This window comes from Sphingobium sp. B11D3D (genome assembly GCF_025961755.1).
In the GTDB taxonomy this organism is placed as follows: Bacteria; Pseudomonadota; Alphaproteobacteria; order Sphingomonadales; family Sphingomonadaceae; genus Sphingobium.
Genome location: NZ_JAOQOG010000001.1, coordinates 452,501 through 467,618, shown reverse-complemented (window position 1 = coordinate 467,618; position 15,118 = coordinate 452,501). Strand labels below are relative to the sequence as shown.

At 66.3% G+C, this 15,118-nt stretch carries 14 protein-coding genes (1 of these 14 only partly in view); 11 read left to right on the top strand and 3 right to left on the bottom strand.

Going from position 1 to position 15,118, the window contains the following annotated elements; all coding sequences use genetic code 11:
* Positions 1 to 413 precede the first annotated feature (413 nt).
* Entirely contained in the window at positions 414 to 1,793 is a 1,380-nt protein-coding gene (locus M2334_RS02300) for an MATE family efflux transporter (RefSeq protein ID WP_264604688.1), read from the top strand.
* Here the strand turns inward: M2334_RS02300 and M2334_RS02295 are convergent.
* Complete coding sequence (locus tag M2334_RS02295) at positions 1,768 to 2,583, bottom strand: zinc-ribbon domain-containing protein (protein ID WP_264604687.1); 816 nt, start codon at positions 2,581 to 2,583, stop codon at positions 1,768 to 1,770. The two genes, M2334_RS02300 and M2334_RS02295, sit on opposite strands and share 26 nt — an antisense overlap.
* Before the next feature lie 220 nt (positions 2,584 to 2,803).
* On the opposite strand from M2334_RS02295, the gene ftsE reads away from it, so the two are divergent.
* The 10 genes from ftsE to M2334_RS02245 all read left to right on the top strand — a co-directional run bounded on the left by ftsE (position 2,804) and on the right by M2334_RS02245 (position 14,241).
* On the top strand, positions 2,804 to 3,541 hold the full coding sequence (gene ftsE, locus M2334_RS02290) for a cell division ATP-binding protein FtsE (RefSeq protein WP_264604686.1): 738 nt from the start codon (positions 2,804 to 2,806) through the stop codon (positions 3,539 to 3,541).
* 3 nt (positions 3,542 to 3,544) lie between these two features.
* Positions 3,545 to 4,459 carry a cell division protein FtsX gene (locus M2334_RS02285; RefSeq protein WP_264604685.1) on the top strand — a complete coding sequence of 305 codons (915 nt, stop codon included), beginning with the start codon at positions 3,545 to 3,547 and terminating at the stop codon, positions 4,457 to 4,459.
* Positions 4,456 to 4,986: a YdcF family protein gene (locus tag M2334_RS02280; RefSeq protein WP_264604684.1), complete on the top strand. Its 531-nt coding sequence runs from the start codon at positions 4,456 to 4,458 to the stop codon at positions 4,984 to 4,986. The genes M2334_RS02285 and M2334_RS02280 overlap by 4 nt, the downstream gene beginning before the upstream one ends.
* Before the next feature lie 17 nt (positions 4,987 to 5,003).
* The gene (locus M2334_RS02275; RefSeq protein ID WP_264571851.1) at positions 5,004 to 5,750 is read left to right on the top strand and encodes a lysophospholipid acyltransferase family protein; all 747 of its coding nucleotides are present in this window, start codon (positions 5,004 to 5,006) and stop codon (positions 5,748 to 5,750) included.
* A gap of 141 nt (positions 5,751 to 5,891) precedes the next feature.
* Entirely contained in the window at positions 5,892 to 6,695 is an 804-nt protein-coding gene (locus M2334_RS02270) for a DUF1134 domain-containing protein (RefSeq protein WP_264604683.1), read from the top strand.
* A 141-nt stretch (positions 6,696 to 6,836) separates the two neighbouring features.
* Complete coding sequence (gene yghU, locus M2334_RS02265; RefSeq protein WP_264593690.1) at positions 6,837 to 7,727, top strand: glutathione-dependent disulfide-bond oxidoreductase; 891 nt, start codon at positions 6,837 to 6,839, stop codon at positions 7,725 to 7,727.
* Positions 7,728 to 7,946: 219 nt separating this feature from the next.
* A complete protein-coding gene (locus tag M2334_RS02260) occupies positions 7,947 to 11,033 on the top strand; it encodes a response regulator (protein WP_264604682.1) in 3,087 nt (1,028 codons plus the stop codon).
* Entirely contained in the window at positions 11,030 to 11,896 is an 867-nt protein-coding gene (locus tag M2334_RS02255; protein WP_264571847.1) for a CheR family methyltransferase, read from the top strand. The genes M2334_RS02260 and M2334_RS02255 overlap by 4 nt, the downstream gene beginning before the upstream one ends.
* Positions 11,886 to 13,709, top strand: coding sequence for a response regulator (locus M2334_RS02250; RefSeq protein ID WP_264604681.1), 1,824 nt, complete (start codon positions 11,886 to 11,888; stop codon positions 13,707 to 13,709). Before M2334_RS02255 ends, M2334_RS02250 begins: the two co-directional genes overlap by 11 nt.
* A 208-nt stretch (positions 13,710 to 13,917) precedes the next feature.
* On the top strand, positions 13,918 to 14,241 hold the full coding sequence (locus M2334_RS02245; protein ID WP_264604680.1) for a PspC domain-containing protein: 324 nt from the start codon (positions 13,918 to 13,920) through the stop codon (positions 14,239 to 14,241).
* Between the two features lie 30 nt (positions 14,242 to 14,271).
* Here the strand turns inward: M2334_RS02245 and M2334_RS02240 are convergent, their stop codons facing one another.
* Complete coding sequence (locus M2334_RS02240; protein WP_413714875.1) at positions 14,272 to 14,886, bottom strand: LON peptidase substrate-binding domain-containing protein; 615 nt, start codon at positions 14,884 to 14,886, stop codon at positions 14,272 to 14,274.
* Between the two features lie 7 nt (positions 14,887 to 14,893).
* Positions 14,894 to 15,118, bottom strand: partial view of a tetratricopeptide repeat protein gene (locus M2334_RS02235; RefSeq protein WP_264577225.1) — the 3' end only. It continues 687 nt past the right edge of the window; 225 of the gene's 912 nt are visible here — the last part of the coding sequence; the start codon falls outside the window, past its right edge — the gene reads right to left on this strand; its stop codon occupies positions 14,894 to 14,896.

Here is a 15,118-nt window from a genome sequence, read left to right as displayed (position 1 = left end):
GGGAGGTGGGAGCCGATGGCCCCCGGGTAGGCGGCGGCCTTTAGCAAAGGGATTCGGGGCATGCAACCATCCTTCGCACTTCATCGTGATATAGCGTGAAACGCGCCGCGGGATCGGGCTGTTGGCTTGACTTGCGCGGCCCTGCAGGCGATCCAGCAGGGCGCTGACGTGCCCAATGCACGCGCTTTTATCACGATTTTTGCAGTCCTTGTGTCGCGGGCGCTAAAAGCCCGACCATGGCTGCGCCGGAAGGACCGATCCGATGCCACGCGGCTGTGCTGACTATGCGTTTCGTCACTTCGATACTCCGCAGCCTGCGCCGCGCGAATCAGTATGTCCGACGCGTGCGCGGAATGCATAACCTCTTCCGGTCTCGTTTACTCTCTCCCCTCCTCTCCTGACCAAGCAGCCTCATGTCCGACACTGACACCATCCTGCCACCCCGCCACACCGGCCTGCTGAGCGAGGCCCGCCGCATCGCGTGGCTGGCCTGGCCGATCGTCCTCACCAATCTCAACTGGACGATCATGCACCTCGTCGATGTGACGGTGGTGGGCTATGCGGGCACGAGCGAACTCGGGGCATTGGCAGCCGGCCGGGTGGTGATGTTCGTCATCCTGATGCTGCTGCTGGCCGGCATGTCCGGCGTGATCGTCTTCGCCAGCCGCGCCGATGGCGGCGGAGACCTGCTCCGCACCGGGGCGCTATGGCGGGAAGCGGTGCTGACCGGCCTGCTGCTCGGCGTGCCCAGCGCGATCGTCATCGCGCTGTTCGCCCGGCCCCTGCTGGCGCTGACCGGCGTCGCCGATGCGCTGGTCGATCCCGGCGCGCATGTGCTCGCCGCGATGATGCTGGGCCTGCCCGGGCAGATGCTCTCGATCGGCTGCGCTTATTTTCTGGAAGGGGTGAGCGCGCCGCGCCGGGTGCTGATCGTCAACCTCGCCACCCTGCCGGTCAATGCCGTGCTGACCTGGGCCATGGCGCTCGGGCATCTCGGTTTTCCGGCGATGGGCGCGTTCGGCGCCGCGCTGGCGACATCACTGACCTCGCTGGGCGGCGGCCTAGCCATGGCCTATATGGCGTGGACGCTGCCAAGCGCGCGCGAGCGCGGATTGCGCCGGCTCGATGTCGCGGCCTGGCGCAGCGCGCTGAGCGGCATCGGCGCCATCGTCCGCTTCGGCGCCATGCCCGGCATTGGCGCCGCCATGGAAGTGCTCGGCTTCTCCTATCTCATGATCCTCTCCACGCAGATGGGCGAGATCGTGGCCGGCGGTTTTCAGGTGATGCTCTCGCTGCATAATCTCGGCTTTGCGCTGGCGCTCGGGCTCGGTTCTGCTGCGGGCGTGCGGGTCGGCAACGCGGTGGGCGCGGGCGAGCCATGGGAGGCGCGCAGCCGGACCATGATCGCATGCGGCCTTTCCATTTTGTTCATGGGCGCGGTGGTGCTCGCCTATCTGCTCTTCGGCCGACCGATTGTCGCCGGGCTGACCGCGCAACCGGCCGTGGCCCGGGAAGCGCTGATCATGCTGCTCATTCTGGCCCCCTTCATCCTGTGCGACGGCATCCAGGCGATCTTCGTCGCCGCGCTGCGCTCACTGGGGGATCAGGTGGTGGCCAGCGTCAATGGCATCATCGCCTTCTTCGGCGTGATGGGCGTCATGGGCTGGTACGGCCATGCGCAGGGCTGGGGATCGGCCGGGCTGGCGTTCGCCGCCGCGCTCGGCATGGCGGCGGCGATGGTGCTGCAGGCAGCGCGCTTCTGGCAGGTCAGCCTGCGTTATCGGCGAACCTGAGCTCAAGGTTGCGCGCGTTCTTGGGGATGTCCAGCCGGCTCTCGGACACGCGCGCTTCCTCATTGGGCTTGAGCGTGGACTTGTCCGCCTTGGTCATCCAGCTGAACACCAGCCGGCCCTGATCGTCCCGCAGTTCGACCACCACCGGCGGAACGGTCTGTTCCTGGTCGCTATCGTTGAGGATGCGGGCGCTGAACGCGAAATATTCCTCGCCGGTTGGCAGGTTGCGGCGCTCGGGCGGCTTGGGCAGGTAGAAATTGAGGCCGGAGGTCGCAGGCGCTCCGCCAAAGCCGAGCGCGACGGCCCAATTGGGCGGGCCGAAATAGGCGAGCGCGCCACCGGCAAGGCTCACGGCGACGAAGAAAGCGAGCGCCGCCGCCGTCCAGAGCCTGGCGGGATTGCGACGCGGACGGGTGGGCGCCTCGCCTGGCTCGTCGGGATAATGGACGAACTCCTGCGCCGGCGCGGCAGCAGGCGGCGGATCGATCGGGTCGTGACGCGGTTCAGCCGGGGGCGCTGCGGCGGCGGTTTCCTCAGTGCCGACCGCGACCGGCGCCACAGGAACCTGCGCTTCGGCACTCTCGACGGGTGCGGATGCAGGGGCCTCATGCGGCGCAAGGCCGGCGTCCGCCGTAGCATCGGCCATCGCCGGCTCGGGGCGCTCCACTGGCGCGCCCTCCTGAAACCAGCTGTGGCGGCAAGACGCGCACCGGACCTGACGGCCCGCAGCACCAATCGCGCTATCGGGCACAACATAGCGTGTGGCGCATTGAGGGCAGACGAGGATCATCGCGCTCCATAAACACCGGTTTCCCGCAGAGGGCAAGCGGGCGTTTGAACGTGGCCGGGGGATATCCCCACAGCGACGGACGACAGGGCCCGCGGGACGCGCGCGAGGCCGGCGCACCATCCGCCACCTTGCCCGCAATGGGGGCCTGTGCCATGCACGGCGCGGCAGATCATCGGCGGGCGTGGCCGCGCGCCATTAATGGGGACATGCAATCGCGGCGATGGCTAGAATAGTCCAGTTCGAGAATGTCGGGCTGCGGTACGGGCCCGGCCCGGAGACGCTGTCCGACCTCAGCTTTTCGCTCGACGAAGGGGCCTTCTATTTCCTCACCGGCGCGTCCGGCGCGGGCAAGACCTCGCTGCTCAAGCTGCTCTATCTCGCCCAGCGCCCCAGCCGTGGCGCGATCCGGCTTTTCGATGCCGATATCGTCACCCTGCCCCGCGCCCGTCTGCCGAGTTTCCGCCGCCGCATCGGCGTGGTGTTTCAGGATTTCCGGCTGGTCTCGCACCTCTCGGCCTTCGATAATGTCGCGCTGCCGCTGCGCATCGCCGGCGTGAACGAAGACCAGATCCGTCCGCCGGTGGAGGAAATGCTGCACTGGGTCGGCCTGTCCGACCGCGCCCATGCCTTGCCTGCCACGCTCTCGGGCGGGGAGCAGCAGCGCGTCGCCATCGCGCGTGCCGTGATCGGCCGGCCTGAACTGCTGGTGGCCGACGAGCCGACCGGCAATGTGGACCGGGACATGGCGACCCGGCTCATCACCCTGTTCGAGGCGCTGAACAAGCTCGGTACCACTATCGTCGTCGCCACGCACGACACTGCCCTGCTGGGCAAGGTCTCCGGCGCGCGGACCATGCGGCTGGAGGGCGGACGCATGGCACCGATCGAGGGGCAGGACGGCGTCAGCGCGCTCTCCTCACCCCATCGCCCCGCGCCCCACCAGCCGGGACAAGTCTGAGCCATGGCGCGCAATCCGCTCGAAGGCATGAGCCGCCCTTATCGCCCTGGCCCGCTGCTGCCGCAGGGCCGGCTGACCGGGCCGATGCCGTGGGTGATCGCGATCATGATGTTCCTGACCGTGCTGGCAACCGCCGCCGGCCTCGCCCTCAATCAGGGCGCGCGGGCGCTGGTGGATGAGGTCTCCGGCCGCGTGACCGTGCAGGTGGCCGAGGCCGATCCGCAGGCGCGCGGCGAGGCGGTGCGCCGCATCGTGGGCCTGCTCGATCGGGCCGAGGATGTCGGCACCGTGCATGTCGTGCCGGAGAGTGAACTGGCGGCGCAACTCGCGCCCTGGCTCGGCAACGACCTCAAGCTGGCTGACGTGCCTCTGCCGGCGCTGATCGATGCCGAGCTGCTGACCCCGGAGAGCGCGCGGACCGAGCGCCTCGCTGTGCTCGACAAGGCAGTGAAAGAGATCAACGCCCATGCCCGCGTCGAGCCGCATGGCGATTATCTCTCGCCCCTCGCCCAGCTTGTCTGGTCCATCGGCCTCGTCGCCTTCGCCGTCGTCGCGCTGATGGCCTTTGCGACCGGCGCCGTGGTCGTGCTGGCCGCGCGAGGCGCGCACGCCACCCATCGCGGCACCATCGACATCATGCACATGCTGGGCGCCACCGATGCGCAGGTGGTGCGCCTATTCCAGCGGCGGATGATGCTTGATGCGCTGTTCGGGGGCGTGGTGGGCTATGCGGCGGCGACGCTCGTCATCATCCTTGTCGGTCGCTCGATGGCGGCGGTGGCGTCCGATCTCATGAGCAGCGCCTCGCTGCCCGGCATCGCGTGGATCATCTTCCCGCTGCTGCCGGTGGCGGGTGTGGGCGTCGCGTCGCTGTCGGCGCGCCTCACCTTGCGGCGGGCACTGGAGCGCTCCTTGTGATCCGGCGGTTTCTCTCGATCATCCTACTGATCTGGGCGTTCGGCTTTGCCTGGTTCGCGCTGCTGCTGCCCCAGCCGCACGACGATGAGAAGACCGACGCCATCGTCGTGCTGACCGGTTCGGCAGGCCGCATCGAGCGCGGGCTGGCCCTCCTCCGCCGCGACCAGAGCCGTCATCTGCTGGTCTCCGGCGTCGACCGGGACGTGCGGCGCGGCGAATTTGCCGCGCTCTACAGGGTTTCGCCGCCACTGATGAGCTGCTGCATCACCTTGGGCCGCGAGGCGATCGACACGCGCTCCAATGCCATCGAGACCGCGCGATGGCTGCGCCGCAACCGCTACGCCTCCGTGCGGATCATCACCACCGACTGGCACATGCGTCGCGCGCAGTATGAACTCTCGCGCCAGATCGATCCTTCGGTCCGCATCGTGCCGGACGCGGTGCGGTCTCACCCCAGCCTGACCGTGCTGTTCCGCGAATATCACAAGTTCGCCCTGCGGCGGATTGCCGGTCTGCTCGGCATTTGAGCGGGAACGGACAGCCCATGCCGCCCCTGTCCCCGCTCGGCACGCTGGTCACGGCGCTGCGCTCGGCGCTGTTTTCGGTGCTGTTCTACGGCATGACCGTCTTCCTGCTGCTCGCCTGCCTGAGCGTGATGCCGTTCGGCGCGCGCAAGGTCGTGCCGCTCGCGGCGGTGTGGTCGCGCATTCACCGGTTTCTGGCGCGCTGGGTGCTGGGCCAGAAGATCGTCGTGGAGGGCGCCTTCCCTGACGAACCGGTGTTCATCGTCTCCAAGCATGAATCGATGTTCGAGACGCTGGACGCCGTGATCCTCTTCCATCGCCCGGTGATCGCCGCCAAGCGCGAGCTGGGGGACATCCCGGTCTGGGGCGCGGTGGCGCGGGCTTATGGGCTGATGATCGTCGACCGGGCAGGCGGTGCCAGCGCGCTGCGCGGCATCCGTGCCGAAGCGCGCGCCGCGTTCGCAGAAGGGCGCCCCGTGCTGCTCTACCCGGAAGGGACGCGCGTGCCGCATGGCGAGCGTGCCCCGCTCAAGGCTGGCTTTGCCGGACTGTATTCCATGCTCGGCGTGCCCGTGCTGCCGGTGGCGCTGGATACGGGCCGGCTATCGCCCCGCAACAGTTTCCTGAAGCGCTCCGGCGTCATCACCTATCGACTGGCGCCGCTCATTCCGCCCGGCCTGCCTCGTGCAGAAGCGGAACGCCAAGTGTTCGAGGCGATCAACAGCCTCAATGGACCAGCGGCCGAGCGGGAAATCGATTCGGTTTGACGCGAAATCGATTCGACTCACCGTTCGTTCATTGTCGTTTCATCCGGGCGAACGGATAGCTAAGCTCGAGCGGGGGTCTGATCGTGCCAGCGATATTGCGGCACGACCGCTGGCCGATCTGCGATTGCGGGAGACATTTGAATGAACCGGACGAGAGCACCGATCCAGCCTCTCATCACTTGGGCGATCGGGCTGGTGGCCAGCGCGGCACTGGTAGCGGCGCCTGCCGCGGCCCAGATCAACACGGTCGATCCCAACACGCAGATCGACGCGGATCTCGCGCCCGGCGCACCGGCGAACCAGACGCCGCTGCCATCCGAGCCTGCGCCTTCTTACCCGCCAGCCAATCCGGTCTATAACGATCCGGCAACCAGCCCGCCGCCCGCGCCCCCGGCGAGCACCACGGCTCAGACCGCAACCACAGCGACCGAGGCCGCCGGCGTGCCGGAGAACGCCGCCGCGAACACCTACAAGAAGGACGATCTGATCGGCGCGGCCGAGGGCGTCTTCGGCAAGGGCGCCGAAGGGCTCGCCGGCATCATCGAGAACATCCTCAAGGATCAGGGCGAGCCGATCGCCTACATCGCCGGGCGCGAGGCCTCGGGTGCCATTGGCATCGGCCTGCGCTACGGATCGGGTACGCTGTTCCACAAGATCGAGGGCCAACGCGACGTCTACTGGACAGGCCCGTCCATCGGCTTCGACCTCGGCGGCAATGCCGCGAAGACCTTCGTGCTCGTCTACAATCTCTATGACAGCCAGGAGCTCTACAAGCGCTTCCCGGCCGGCGAGGGCGCCGCCTATCTCGTCGGCGGTTTCAACGCGAGCTACATGCGCTGGGGTGATATCGTGCTCATCCCCATCCGGCTGGGCGTCGGCTATCGGTTGGGCGTCAACGCCGGCTACATGAAGTTCAGCGAAAAGCGCAACTGGCTGCCCTTCTGAGCATCCACGCGAGCGGCGCTCGACCGATCGGGTAAAGCGCCGCTTTGCGCGGGCAGAGACAAACTCATCCCACGCAGCGCTGGTCTGTGCGCGCGCAGGCGCTAGATTGGCGGCATAACACCGCGCACAGGAGACAAGACCATGGCCGACAGCGACCCCGCCAACAATCTGCCCGCCGGATATGTTCCGCCCAAGGTGTGGCGCAACGAGACGGAGAATGGCGGGCAGTTCGCCAGCATCAATGCGCCGACGGCGGGCGCGCGGCAGGACATCACCCTGCCCATCGGCGAACATCCGCTCCAACTCTATTCGCTGGGCACACCCAATGGCCAGAAGGTCACGGTGATGCTGGAGGAGCTGCTGGCCGCGGGCTATGACGCGGAATATGATGCCTGGCTGATCAAGATCTACACCGGCGAGCAGTTCGGCAGCGATTTCGTGAAGATCAACCCGAACAGCAAGATTCCGGCGATGATGGATTACAGTCAGAACCCGCCGCTGCGCCTGTTCGAGAGCGGATCGATGCTGGTCTATCTGGCCGAGAAGTTCGGCGCCTTCCTGCCGACCGACCTGCGCAAGCGCACCGAGACGTTCAACTGGCTGATGTGGCAGATGGGCTCCGCGCCGTTCGTCGGCGGCGGCTTCGGGCACTTCTATGCCTATGCGCCGATCAAGATCGAATATGCCATCGACCGCTACGCCATGGAAACCAAGCGTCAGCTCGACGTGCTCGACAAGCAATTGGCCGACAATGAATTCATCATCGGCGACGAGATCACCATCGCCGATTTCGCGATCCTGCCCTGGTATGGATCGATGATGCGCAGTGCCTATGATGCGCAGGAGTTCCTCTCGGTCCATGAGTATCGCAATGTCGACCGCTGGGTGACGCAGCTCCATGCCCGCAAGGGTGTGAGCCGCGGCCTGCTCGTCAATGCTGCAGGACGCCCGGGCGGCGGCATTGCCGAGCGACACAGCGCCAAGGATCTCGACGACGCCATCGCCGCAGCGGCGGAAAGCGCGCCCGCATGAGGCGGCTTTAAACGCACAACGCGCATGGCCGGGTCAGCCAGGCCCGGCCATGCGCATCATCCTGCCTGTCCGGATTCCCCGGTTATCAAGGCGCCGAACAGCCCCGCCGAGAAATTTCTTCACGCATTTAAACGGTGCGGGAACCAAAATGCCTGATTGGCGTTCCCCTCGGGGGTCTGAGCTATCTGCCCTTTTGGCATCTGAAAGGGCGGGCATTAAGTGCTTCATAATAATCGCGAAGTGTTTCTCTATGCCGCCATCGCCTTTCTTCTGGCGATCCCGTTCGCCGGAGACCTGATCTTTCCCCTCGGTACCGCTGTCTGGGTCATCTACCTCCTCCCTACCGTTCTCGCCTTCCTGGCGTCTGCTCCCCTCGCGCCGCTCGTCACCGCGTCGCTGGCGACGCTGTTGACGATCATGGGCTTCTTCTTCGCGCGCGATGGGGTCGATCCGAACATCGCCATCGTCAACCGCGTCATCGGCGCCTCCGTGAACTGGCTGCTGGCTGCCGTTGGCGTCATGTTCATCCGCAGCAAGCTGGAAATCGCCCGGCAGGATTGGCTGCAGGCCGGGCAGGTCGGGCTTGGAAATGCCGTTGCTGGCGACCTGTCGATCGAAGAGGTCTCCCAGCGGGCCTTGCGCTACCTGGCCGAATATCTCGGCGCGCAAGCGGCTGCCCTGTTCGTGCGCGAGCAAGCGAGCTTTCAGCGCCGTGCCGTCTATGGCGTTCCGCAGGACGCCCCCATTCCGCAAGAGATCACGCCAGACGATGGGTTGCTCGGTCAGGCCGTACGCGACAAGCGCAGCTTTCTGCTGACCGAGGTGCCGGAAAATTATCTCTATTACGGCTCGGCGTTCGGCCGGGCGGTCCCGCAGCAGATTCTGGTCGCGCCCGCGCGCGCCGATGGCGAAGTCAACGCCGTGATCGAACTGGGATTGACCGGCAAGACCACGCAAGATGCCGAAGCTTTCATGACGCGGATCGCCGCGCAGCTTGGCGTCTCGATCCGCTCAGCAGCCTATCGGTCGCAGCTTCAGGCGCTGTTGGAGGAAACCCAGCATCAGGCCGAGGAACTGCAGGCGCAGGGCGAAGAGCTGCAAGCCAATAATGAGGAGCTGGAAGCGCAGAGCCAGCGGCTGCTGGAATCCCAGGCGCGGCTGGAAGCGCAGCAGGCCGAGCTGGAGGAGAGCAACGCCTCGCTGGAAAATCAGGCCCATGAGCTTGAGGCCCAGCGCGACGAGCTGGAACAGGCCCAGGCCTCGCTTGAGGAGCAGACCGCCGAGCTTGAGAAGGCCAGCCGCTACAAGTCCGAATTCCTCGCCAACATGTCTCACGAGCTGCGCACGCCGCTCAATTCGCTGCTCATCATGGCGCGGCTGCTCGGGGAGAACCGCGCCGGCAATCTCTCGGCCGATCAGGTCAAGCACGCCCGCACGATCGAATCCTCCGGCAATGATCTGCTGGCGCTGATCAACGACATTCTCGACATCTCGAAGATCGAGGCGGGCAAGGTGGAGCTGGACATCCGCCCGGCCAAGCTCTCGACCATGTTCGAGCGCCTGAGCGCGACCTTTTCCGCAGGCGCGACCTCGAAGGGGCTTGCGCTGCGGACAGAAATCGACCCCGGCCTGCCAGCCGACATCCGCACCGACGCCCAGCGCGTCGAGCAGGTGCTTAAGAACTTCCTCTCCAACGCGATCAAGTTCACCGCCGCCGGTGAGATCACGCTGCGGGCATCGGCCGCGCCGGGCGGCGGGGTCGCGCTGAGCGTGCGGGATACCGGCATCGGCATCCCGGCAGAGAAGCTCGGCATCATTTTCGATGCCTTCCGTCAGGCGGACGGGACGGTCAGCCGCAAATATGGCGGCACCGGCCTTGGCCTGTCGATTTCTCGCGAACTGGCCGGGCTGCTCGGCGGCTCGGTCGGCGTCGAGAGCGCCGCCGGCGAAGGCAGCGTGTTCACGCTGACGCTGCCGCTCGAGCTGGAGCCATCCGCGCTCGATCAGGGCCGCTCGCAATCCCGCCCTGCCCTGCCGGAACCCGCGCGTGGGCCGGCGATGCCAGCCTTGCCGCGCCAGTCGCCGGTGGCGGATGATCGCGAGGTGCTTTCCGGCGATTCCCGCTTGATCCTGGTGGTTGAGGATGATGCGCGTTTTGCGGAAATCCTCGCCGACCTCTCGCACGAACTCGGTTTCCAGTGCCTCGTCGCGGGAACGGCGGACGAAGGCGTCTTGCTGGCCCGGCAATATCTGCCCCACGCCATCATCCTCGACATGAACCTGCCCGACCACACTGGCCTCTCCGTGCTCGACCGGTTGAAGCGCGACGTGCGCACGCGGCACATCCCGGTGCATATCGTTTCGGTGAGCGAGGATGCACAGGCGGCGCTGGCCAATGGCGCCGTGGGCTATCTGCTCAAGCCGGTGCGGCGCGAGCAACTGGTCGACATGCTCGAAGCGCTGGAGACGCGCATTTCGCAGCGCGTGCGCCGGGTGCTGGTGGTGGAGGACGATGCCCGCCAGGCCGAGAGCATCGGCCTGCTCTTGGGCTCGCGCGATGTCGAGACGGTGGCCGCACACAGCGCGGCCGAATGCCTCGACCAGCTGGGCACGACCAGCTTCGACTGCATGGTGCTGGACCTCAATCTCCCCGATACGCCGGGCCTCGATCTGCTCGAACGGCTGAGCGAGGATGAGACGATCGGCTTCCCGCCGGTGATCGTCTATACGGGCCGCGACATCTCCCCCGAGGAAGAGCTGCGCCTGCGCCGCTACTCCAAGTCGATCATCGTCAAGGGCGCAAAGTCACCCGAGCGGCTGCTCGATGAGGTGACCTTATTCCTGCACCAAGTCGTTTCCGAACTGCCCGAGGCGCAGAAGGAGATGGTCGTCCGCTCGCTCAACCGGGATGTCGCGCTGGACGGCAAAACCATCCTCGTGGTCGAGGACGACATTCGCAATGTCTATGCACTGACCAGCATTTTCGAGCCGCATGGCACCACCATCCGCATCGCCCGCAACGGCCGGGAAGCGCTCGACGCGCTGGACCAGTCCGCAAAGGGCGAGGCGCCGATGGTCGATCTGGTGCTGATGGACGTGATGATGCCGGAGATGGATGGCCTGACCGCCACCCGCCACATCCGCGGGCAGAGCCAGTGGCGCAACCTGCCGATCATCGCCCTGACCGCCAAGGCCATGGACCGCGACCAGCAGGAATGTCTGGCAGCCGGCGCCAATGATTATCTCTCCAAGCCGCTCGACGTGGACAAGCTATTGTCGCTGGTGCGCGTGTGGATGCCGCGATGACCCCCGAAGCCGAGCTTGCCCCGCTGGACGTGCTGGAAGCCGATCTGCTGATCGAGGCGATCTGGCGGCATTATCATTATGACTTCCGCGGCTACTCGCGCAATTCGCTCCACCGCCGCTTGCTGCGCGCCCAGCCGCACCTTGGCTGCGAGAGCTTCTCCCAGATGCAGCACATTGTGCTGCGCAGTCCCGCCGCCTTTGGCGAGCTGATGCGCTACCTGACCATCCAGGTGAGCGAGATGTTCCGCGACCCCGATTATTTTCGGGCCCTGCGCGAGCAGGTGATCCCGCATTTGCGGACCTACCCCTCGATCAAGGTCTGGATCGCCGGCTGCGCCAATGGCGAGGAATTTTACTCCATGGCCATCCTGTTTCGGGAAGAAGGGCTGGAGGAGCGCACGATCTTCTACTGCACGGACATCAGCCCCGGCGCGCTCAACAACGCGCAGAGCGGCGTCTACGAGCAGAGCCGCATCGCGAAGTTCACCGAGAACCACCGGCTGTCCGGCGGACACACATCCCTCTCCGATTATTATACCGCAGCCTATGGCGGCGTGGTGTTCGACAAGTCGCTGCGGTCGCGCGCGGTGTTCGCCGAGCACAGCCTCGCGACGGATCAGGTGTTTGCCGAGGCGCATCTGATTTCCAGCCGCAACGTGCTCATCTATTTCGACCGCGATCTGCAGGATCGCGCGATCGACCTCTTCGCCAATTCGCTGGTGCGCGGCGGCTATCTCGGCCTAGGCTCGCGTGAGACGCTGCGCTTCTCGCGGACGTCCGGCTGCTTTGATGACTTCGTGCCTCAGGAAAAAATCTATCGCCGCAACCTCGTCCCGTCACAGGAGCCCGGCCATGTCGCCTGATCCGGTCCGCATCCTCATCGTCGATGACGTGGTGGAAAATCTCGAAGCGCTCGAAGCGCTGCTGGCTCATGACGGCGTGGAAACGGCCCGCGCCGGTTCGGGCGCCGAGGCGCTGGAGCTGTTGCTGGTGAACGAGTTCGCCCTTGCCCTGCTCGATGTGCAGATGCCGGGGATGGACGGGTTCGAACTGGCCGAGCTGATGCGCGGCACCGAGCGGACCCGCCGGATCCCGATCATTTTCCTCACCGCCGTGGCCACCGACGAGACCCGGCGGTTCCGCGGCTATGAAGCCGGCGCCGTCGACTATCTGCTCAAGCCGATCGATTCGCTCGTGCTGCGCAGCAAGGTGGAGGTGTTCGTCGAGCTTCACCGGCATCGGCAGGCCCTGGCGCGCCATGGCGATGAATTGAGCCGCGCTCTCGGTCGGCTCCAGGCGCACCGGGACAACAGCCCGCTTGCCATCGTGGAGTTCGATGACAGCGAGCGGATCGTCGGCTGGTCGAAGGGCGCCGAGCGCATGTTCGGCTGGAGCGAGCGGGAGATGCTGGGCGGCGACCTCGCCACGACAGCCTGGAGCGATGCCGATGGCACTGCCCCCCTGCACAGCCTGTTCGCGGACTTCCGCGCCGGCGTGAAACAGCGCGACATGCTGAGCCTCGTGCTGCACAGCCGCCAGGGGACGGACATCGACACGGAATGCTATTGTTCCGCAGTTCATGGCGCCGGCGGCCGGCTGCTCTCGGTGGAAGTGCAGATTCTTGACGTGACCGAGCGGCGCCGGGCCGAAAAGACCCAGCGGCTTCTGGTGGGCGAGCTCAACCACCGGGTGAAGAACACCATGGCCTCCGTGCAGGCCATCGCCTCGCAGACGCTCCGCCACTCGGCCGATCCAGCCGATTTCGCGCCGACCTTCATCGGCCGCATCCATGCGCTGAGCAAGGCGCATTCGCTGCTGAGCGAAGCGACATGGAAGGCCGCGAGCCTGCGGGAGCTGATCCATGGTCAGTTCGATATGGGCGTGGTCGGTCCCGACCGCCTCTCCGCGACCGGGCCGGACGTGGACCTGGAACCCGAGCCGTCCCTGCATCTCTCCATGGTCCTGCACGAGTTGGTGACCAACGCCCTCAAATATGGCGCGCTATCCACCGCAGAAGGCCACGTCGCGCTGAACTGGACGCTGGAGGATAGGCAACTGCATCTGGAATGGGTAGAGCGCGGCGGGCCGCCGGTCTCGCCCCCATCGCGCACCGGTTTCGGCAGCATGTTGATCGAGCGCAGCCTGCGCAGCGAGGGCGGGGCTTCCACCGCCACTTACGAGCCGGAGGGGCTGCGCTGGACCCTGACCCTGCCCTGCGCCGTCGTGAGGAAGTCCGCCCCCGCCGCGATCCCACGGACGGCGCCCCAGCCCGTCCTCCAGGTTACCATCGAAGGCTCGCTGGACGGCAAGTCCGTGCTGGTCGTGGAGGACGAGCCTCTGGTCGCGCTGGATATCCTGACGGTGCTGGGCGAGAGCGGCGCGCAGGTCATCGGGCCGGTCACCACGCATGACCAGGCACTGGAGCAGGCCCGGACCGGCCAGTTCGACCTTGTGCTGCTGGATGGCAATCTGCAGGGCGAGACGGTCGAGGACATCGCAGCGCTGCTGCAGGCCCGCGCCATCCCGTTCCTGATGGTCAGCGGCTATGGTGCGGCGCAATTGCCGGACCTGCTCGCGCGCCAACCGATCGTGACCAAGCCGTTCAGTGCGGAGGAATTGCTCCGGGCTGCACGATCCCTGCTCGCGCCCAGCCCCGCCATGGATATCGCGGTCTAGCGCCGCGATCAAAGGAATGCCTCGGGACTGGGCAAGGTTAGTGAAATCTCCCACACGTCGGGAAAATTTTCACACCTTTCTGCCATGTCCGTTCCGCTGACGTTCAGCGAAATGGCGTAAAAGCAGCCCCAGCCACAAATTGGCACGACACATGCTTTGGAGAGGACAGCGGGTCGAACGGATCGGCCCGCCTTCAAGGAGCCTACCGATGTCCGCCTCACACCCCTCGATGCTCGCACGCCCCGATACGCTGCTGGGAATCTGCCAGGCCATTGGCGAGGATCTCGGCATCAACCCGACCTGGGTCCGGGCGGCGCTTGCCTGTGGGGTCTTCTTCAATCTCGCTGCGACAGTGGCCATCTATCTCGGCCTCGGGCTTGTCGTGGCCGTCAGCCGCTGGCTGTTCCCTGCGCCATCGCGCCCAGTCGCTGATGTTGTGGCGGTCGACGCAGACGCCGCGCAGACCGAGCCGGCTGCAGAGACCGTCGATCAGGACACCCAAGCGCCACAGCCCCTGCCGCTGGCCGCCTGAGCCTATTCGGCTCCCGCACCTGCCTGACGATCAGTGCAGGCGCTGGCTGCCCTGCCCGTCGCCCCGCCGCGCGAACTGCATGAGCTGGATGATCAGGTCGTTGCGGTCGCGCAGCGCATCGGCTTCGAGCAGGGCCTGTTTGGCCGCCGGATCGAAGGGCGCGATCTGCGCGATGGCATTGACCAGCATCTCGTCGTCCAGCGTCTCGACCGCATCCCACTCGACCTCATAGCCAAGCGACGCCGCGAATGCCCGGGCCTCATCCTCCAGCGCGGCCCGCTCGCTGGGCGCCAGCACGCCGGGTTCATCCTCGACGCCTTCGATCATCTCGACTTCAACCTGACGGAAGGCGGTCGGCACATCCAGCTCCCGCTGCACGCGAAAGCGCGCCTCGCCGGCCAAGATGATGTTGAAGCGCCCGTCATCCAGCGCCTCGATCTCGGTGATCCGCCCCATGCAGCCGATGGAGAAGAGCGGGGCCGGCTCGCCCGGTCCGCTCGGCTGGATCATCCCGATGCGCTGGTCCTTGGCCATCGCCTCCGAGACCATCGCCCGATAGCGCGGCTCGAAGATGTGCAGCGGCAGGTGCATGCGCGGGAACAGCAGCGCCCCGCCCAGCGGGAAGATGGCCAGCCTGCGCTGCATCACAGCTTCAGGCGAAGAGAATTTGCGAGAGGCGACGGCGCTGGCCGGCAACCCAGGGATCTTCCAGCCCGACCACCTCGAAGAGCTGGAGCAGCTGCGTCCGCGCCTTGCCATCCTCCCAGCTGCGGTCGCGCGCGATGCTGGTCAGCAGCGCCTCGGCGGCGGCATCCCGGTCGCCATTGGCCATATGAGCGGCCGACAGCTCGAACAGCGCGTCATGATCGTCCGGATT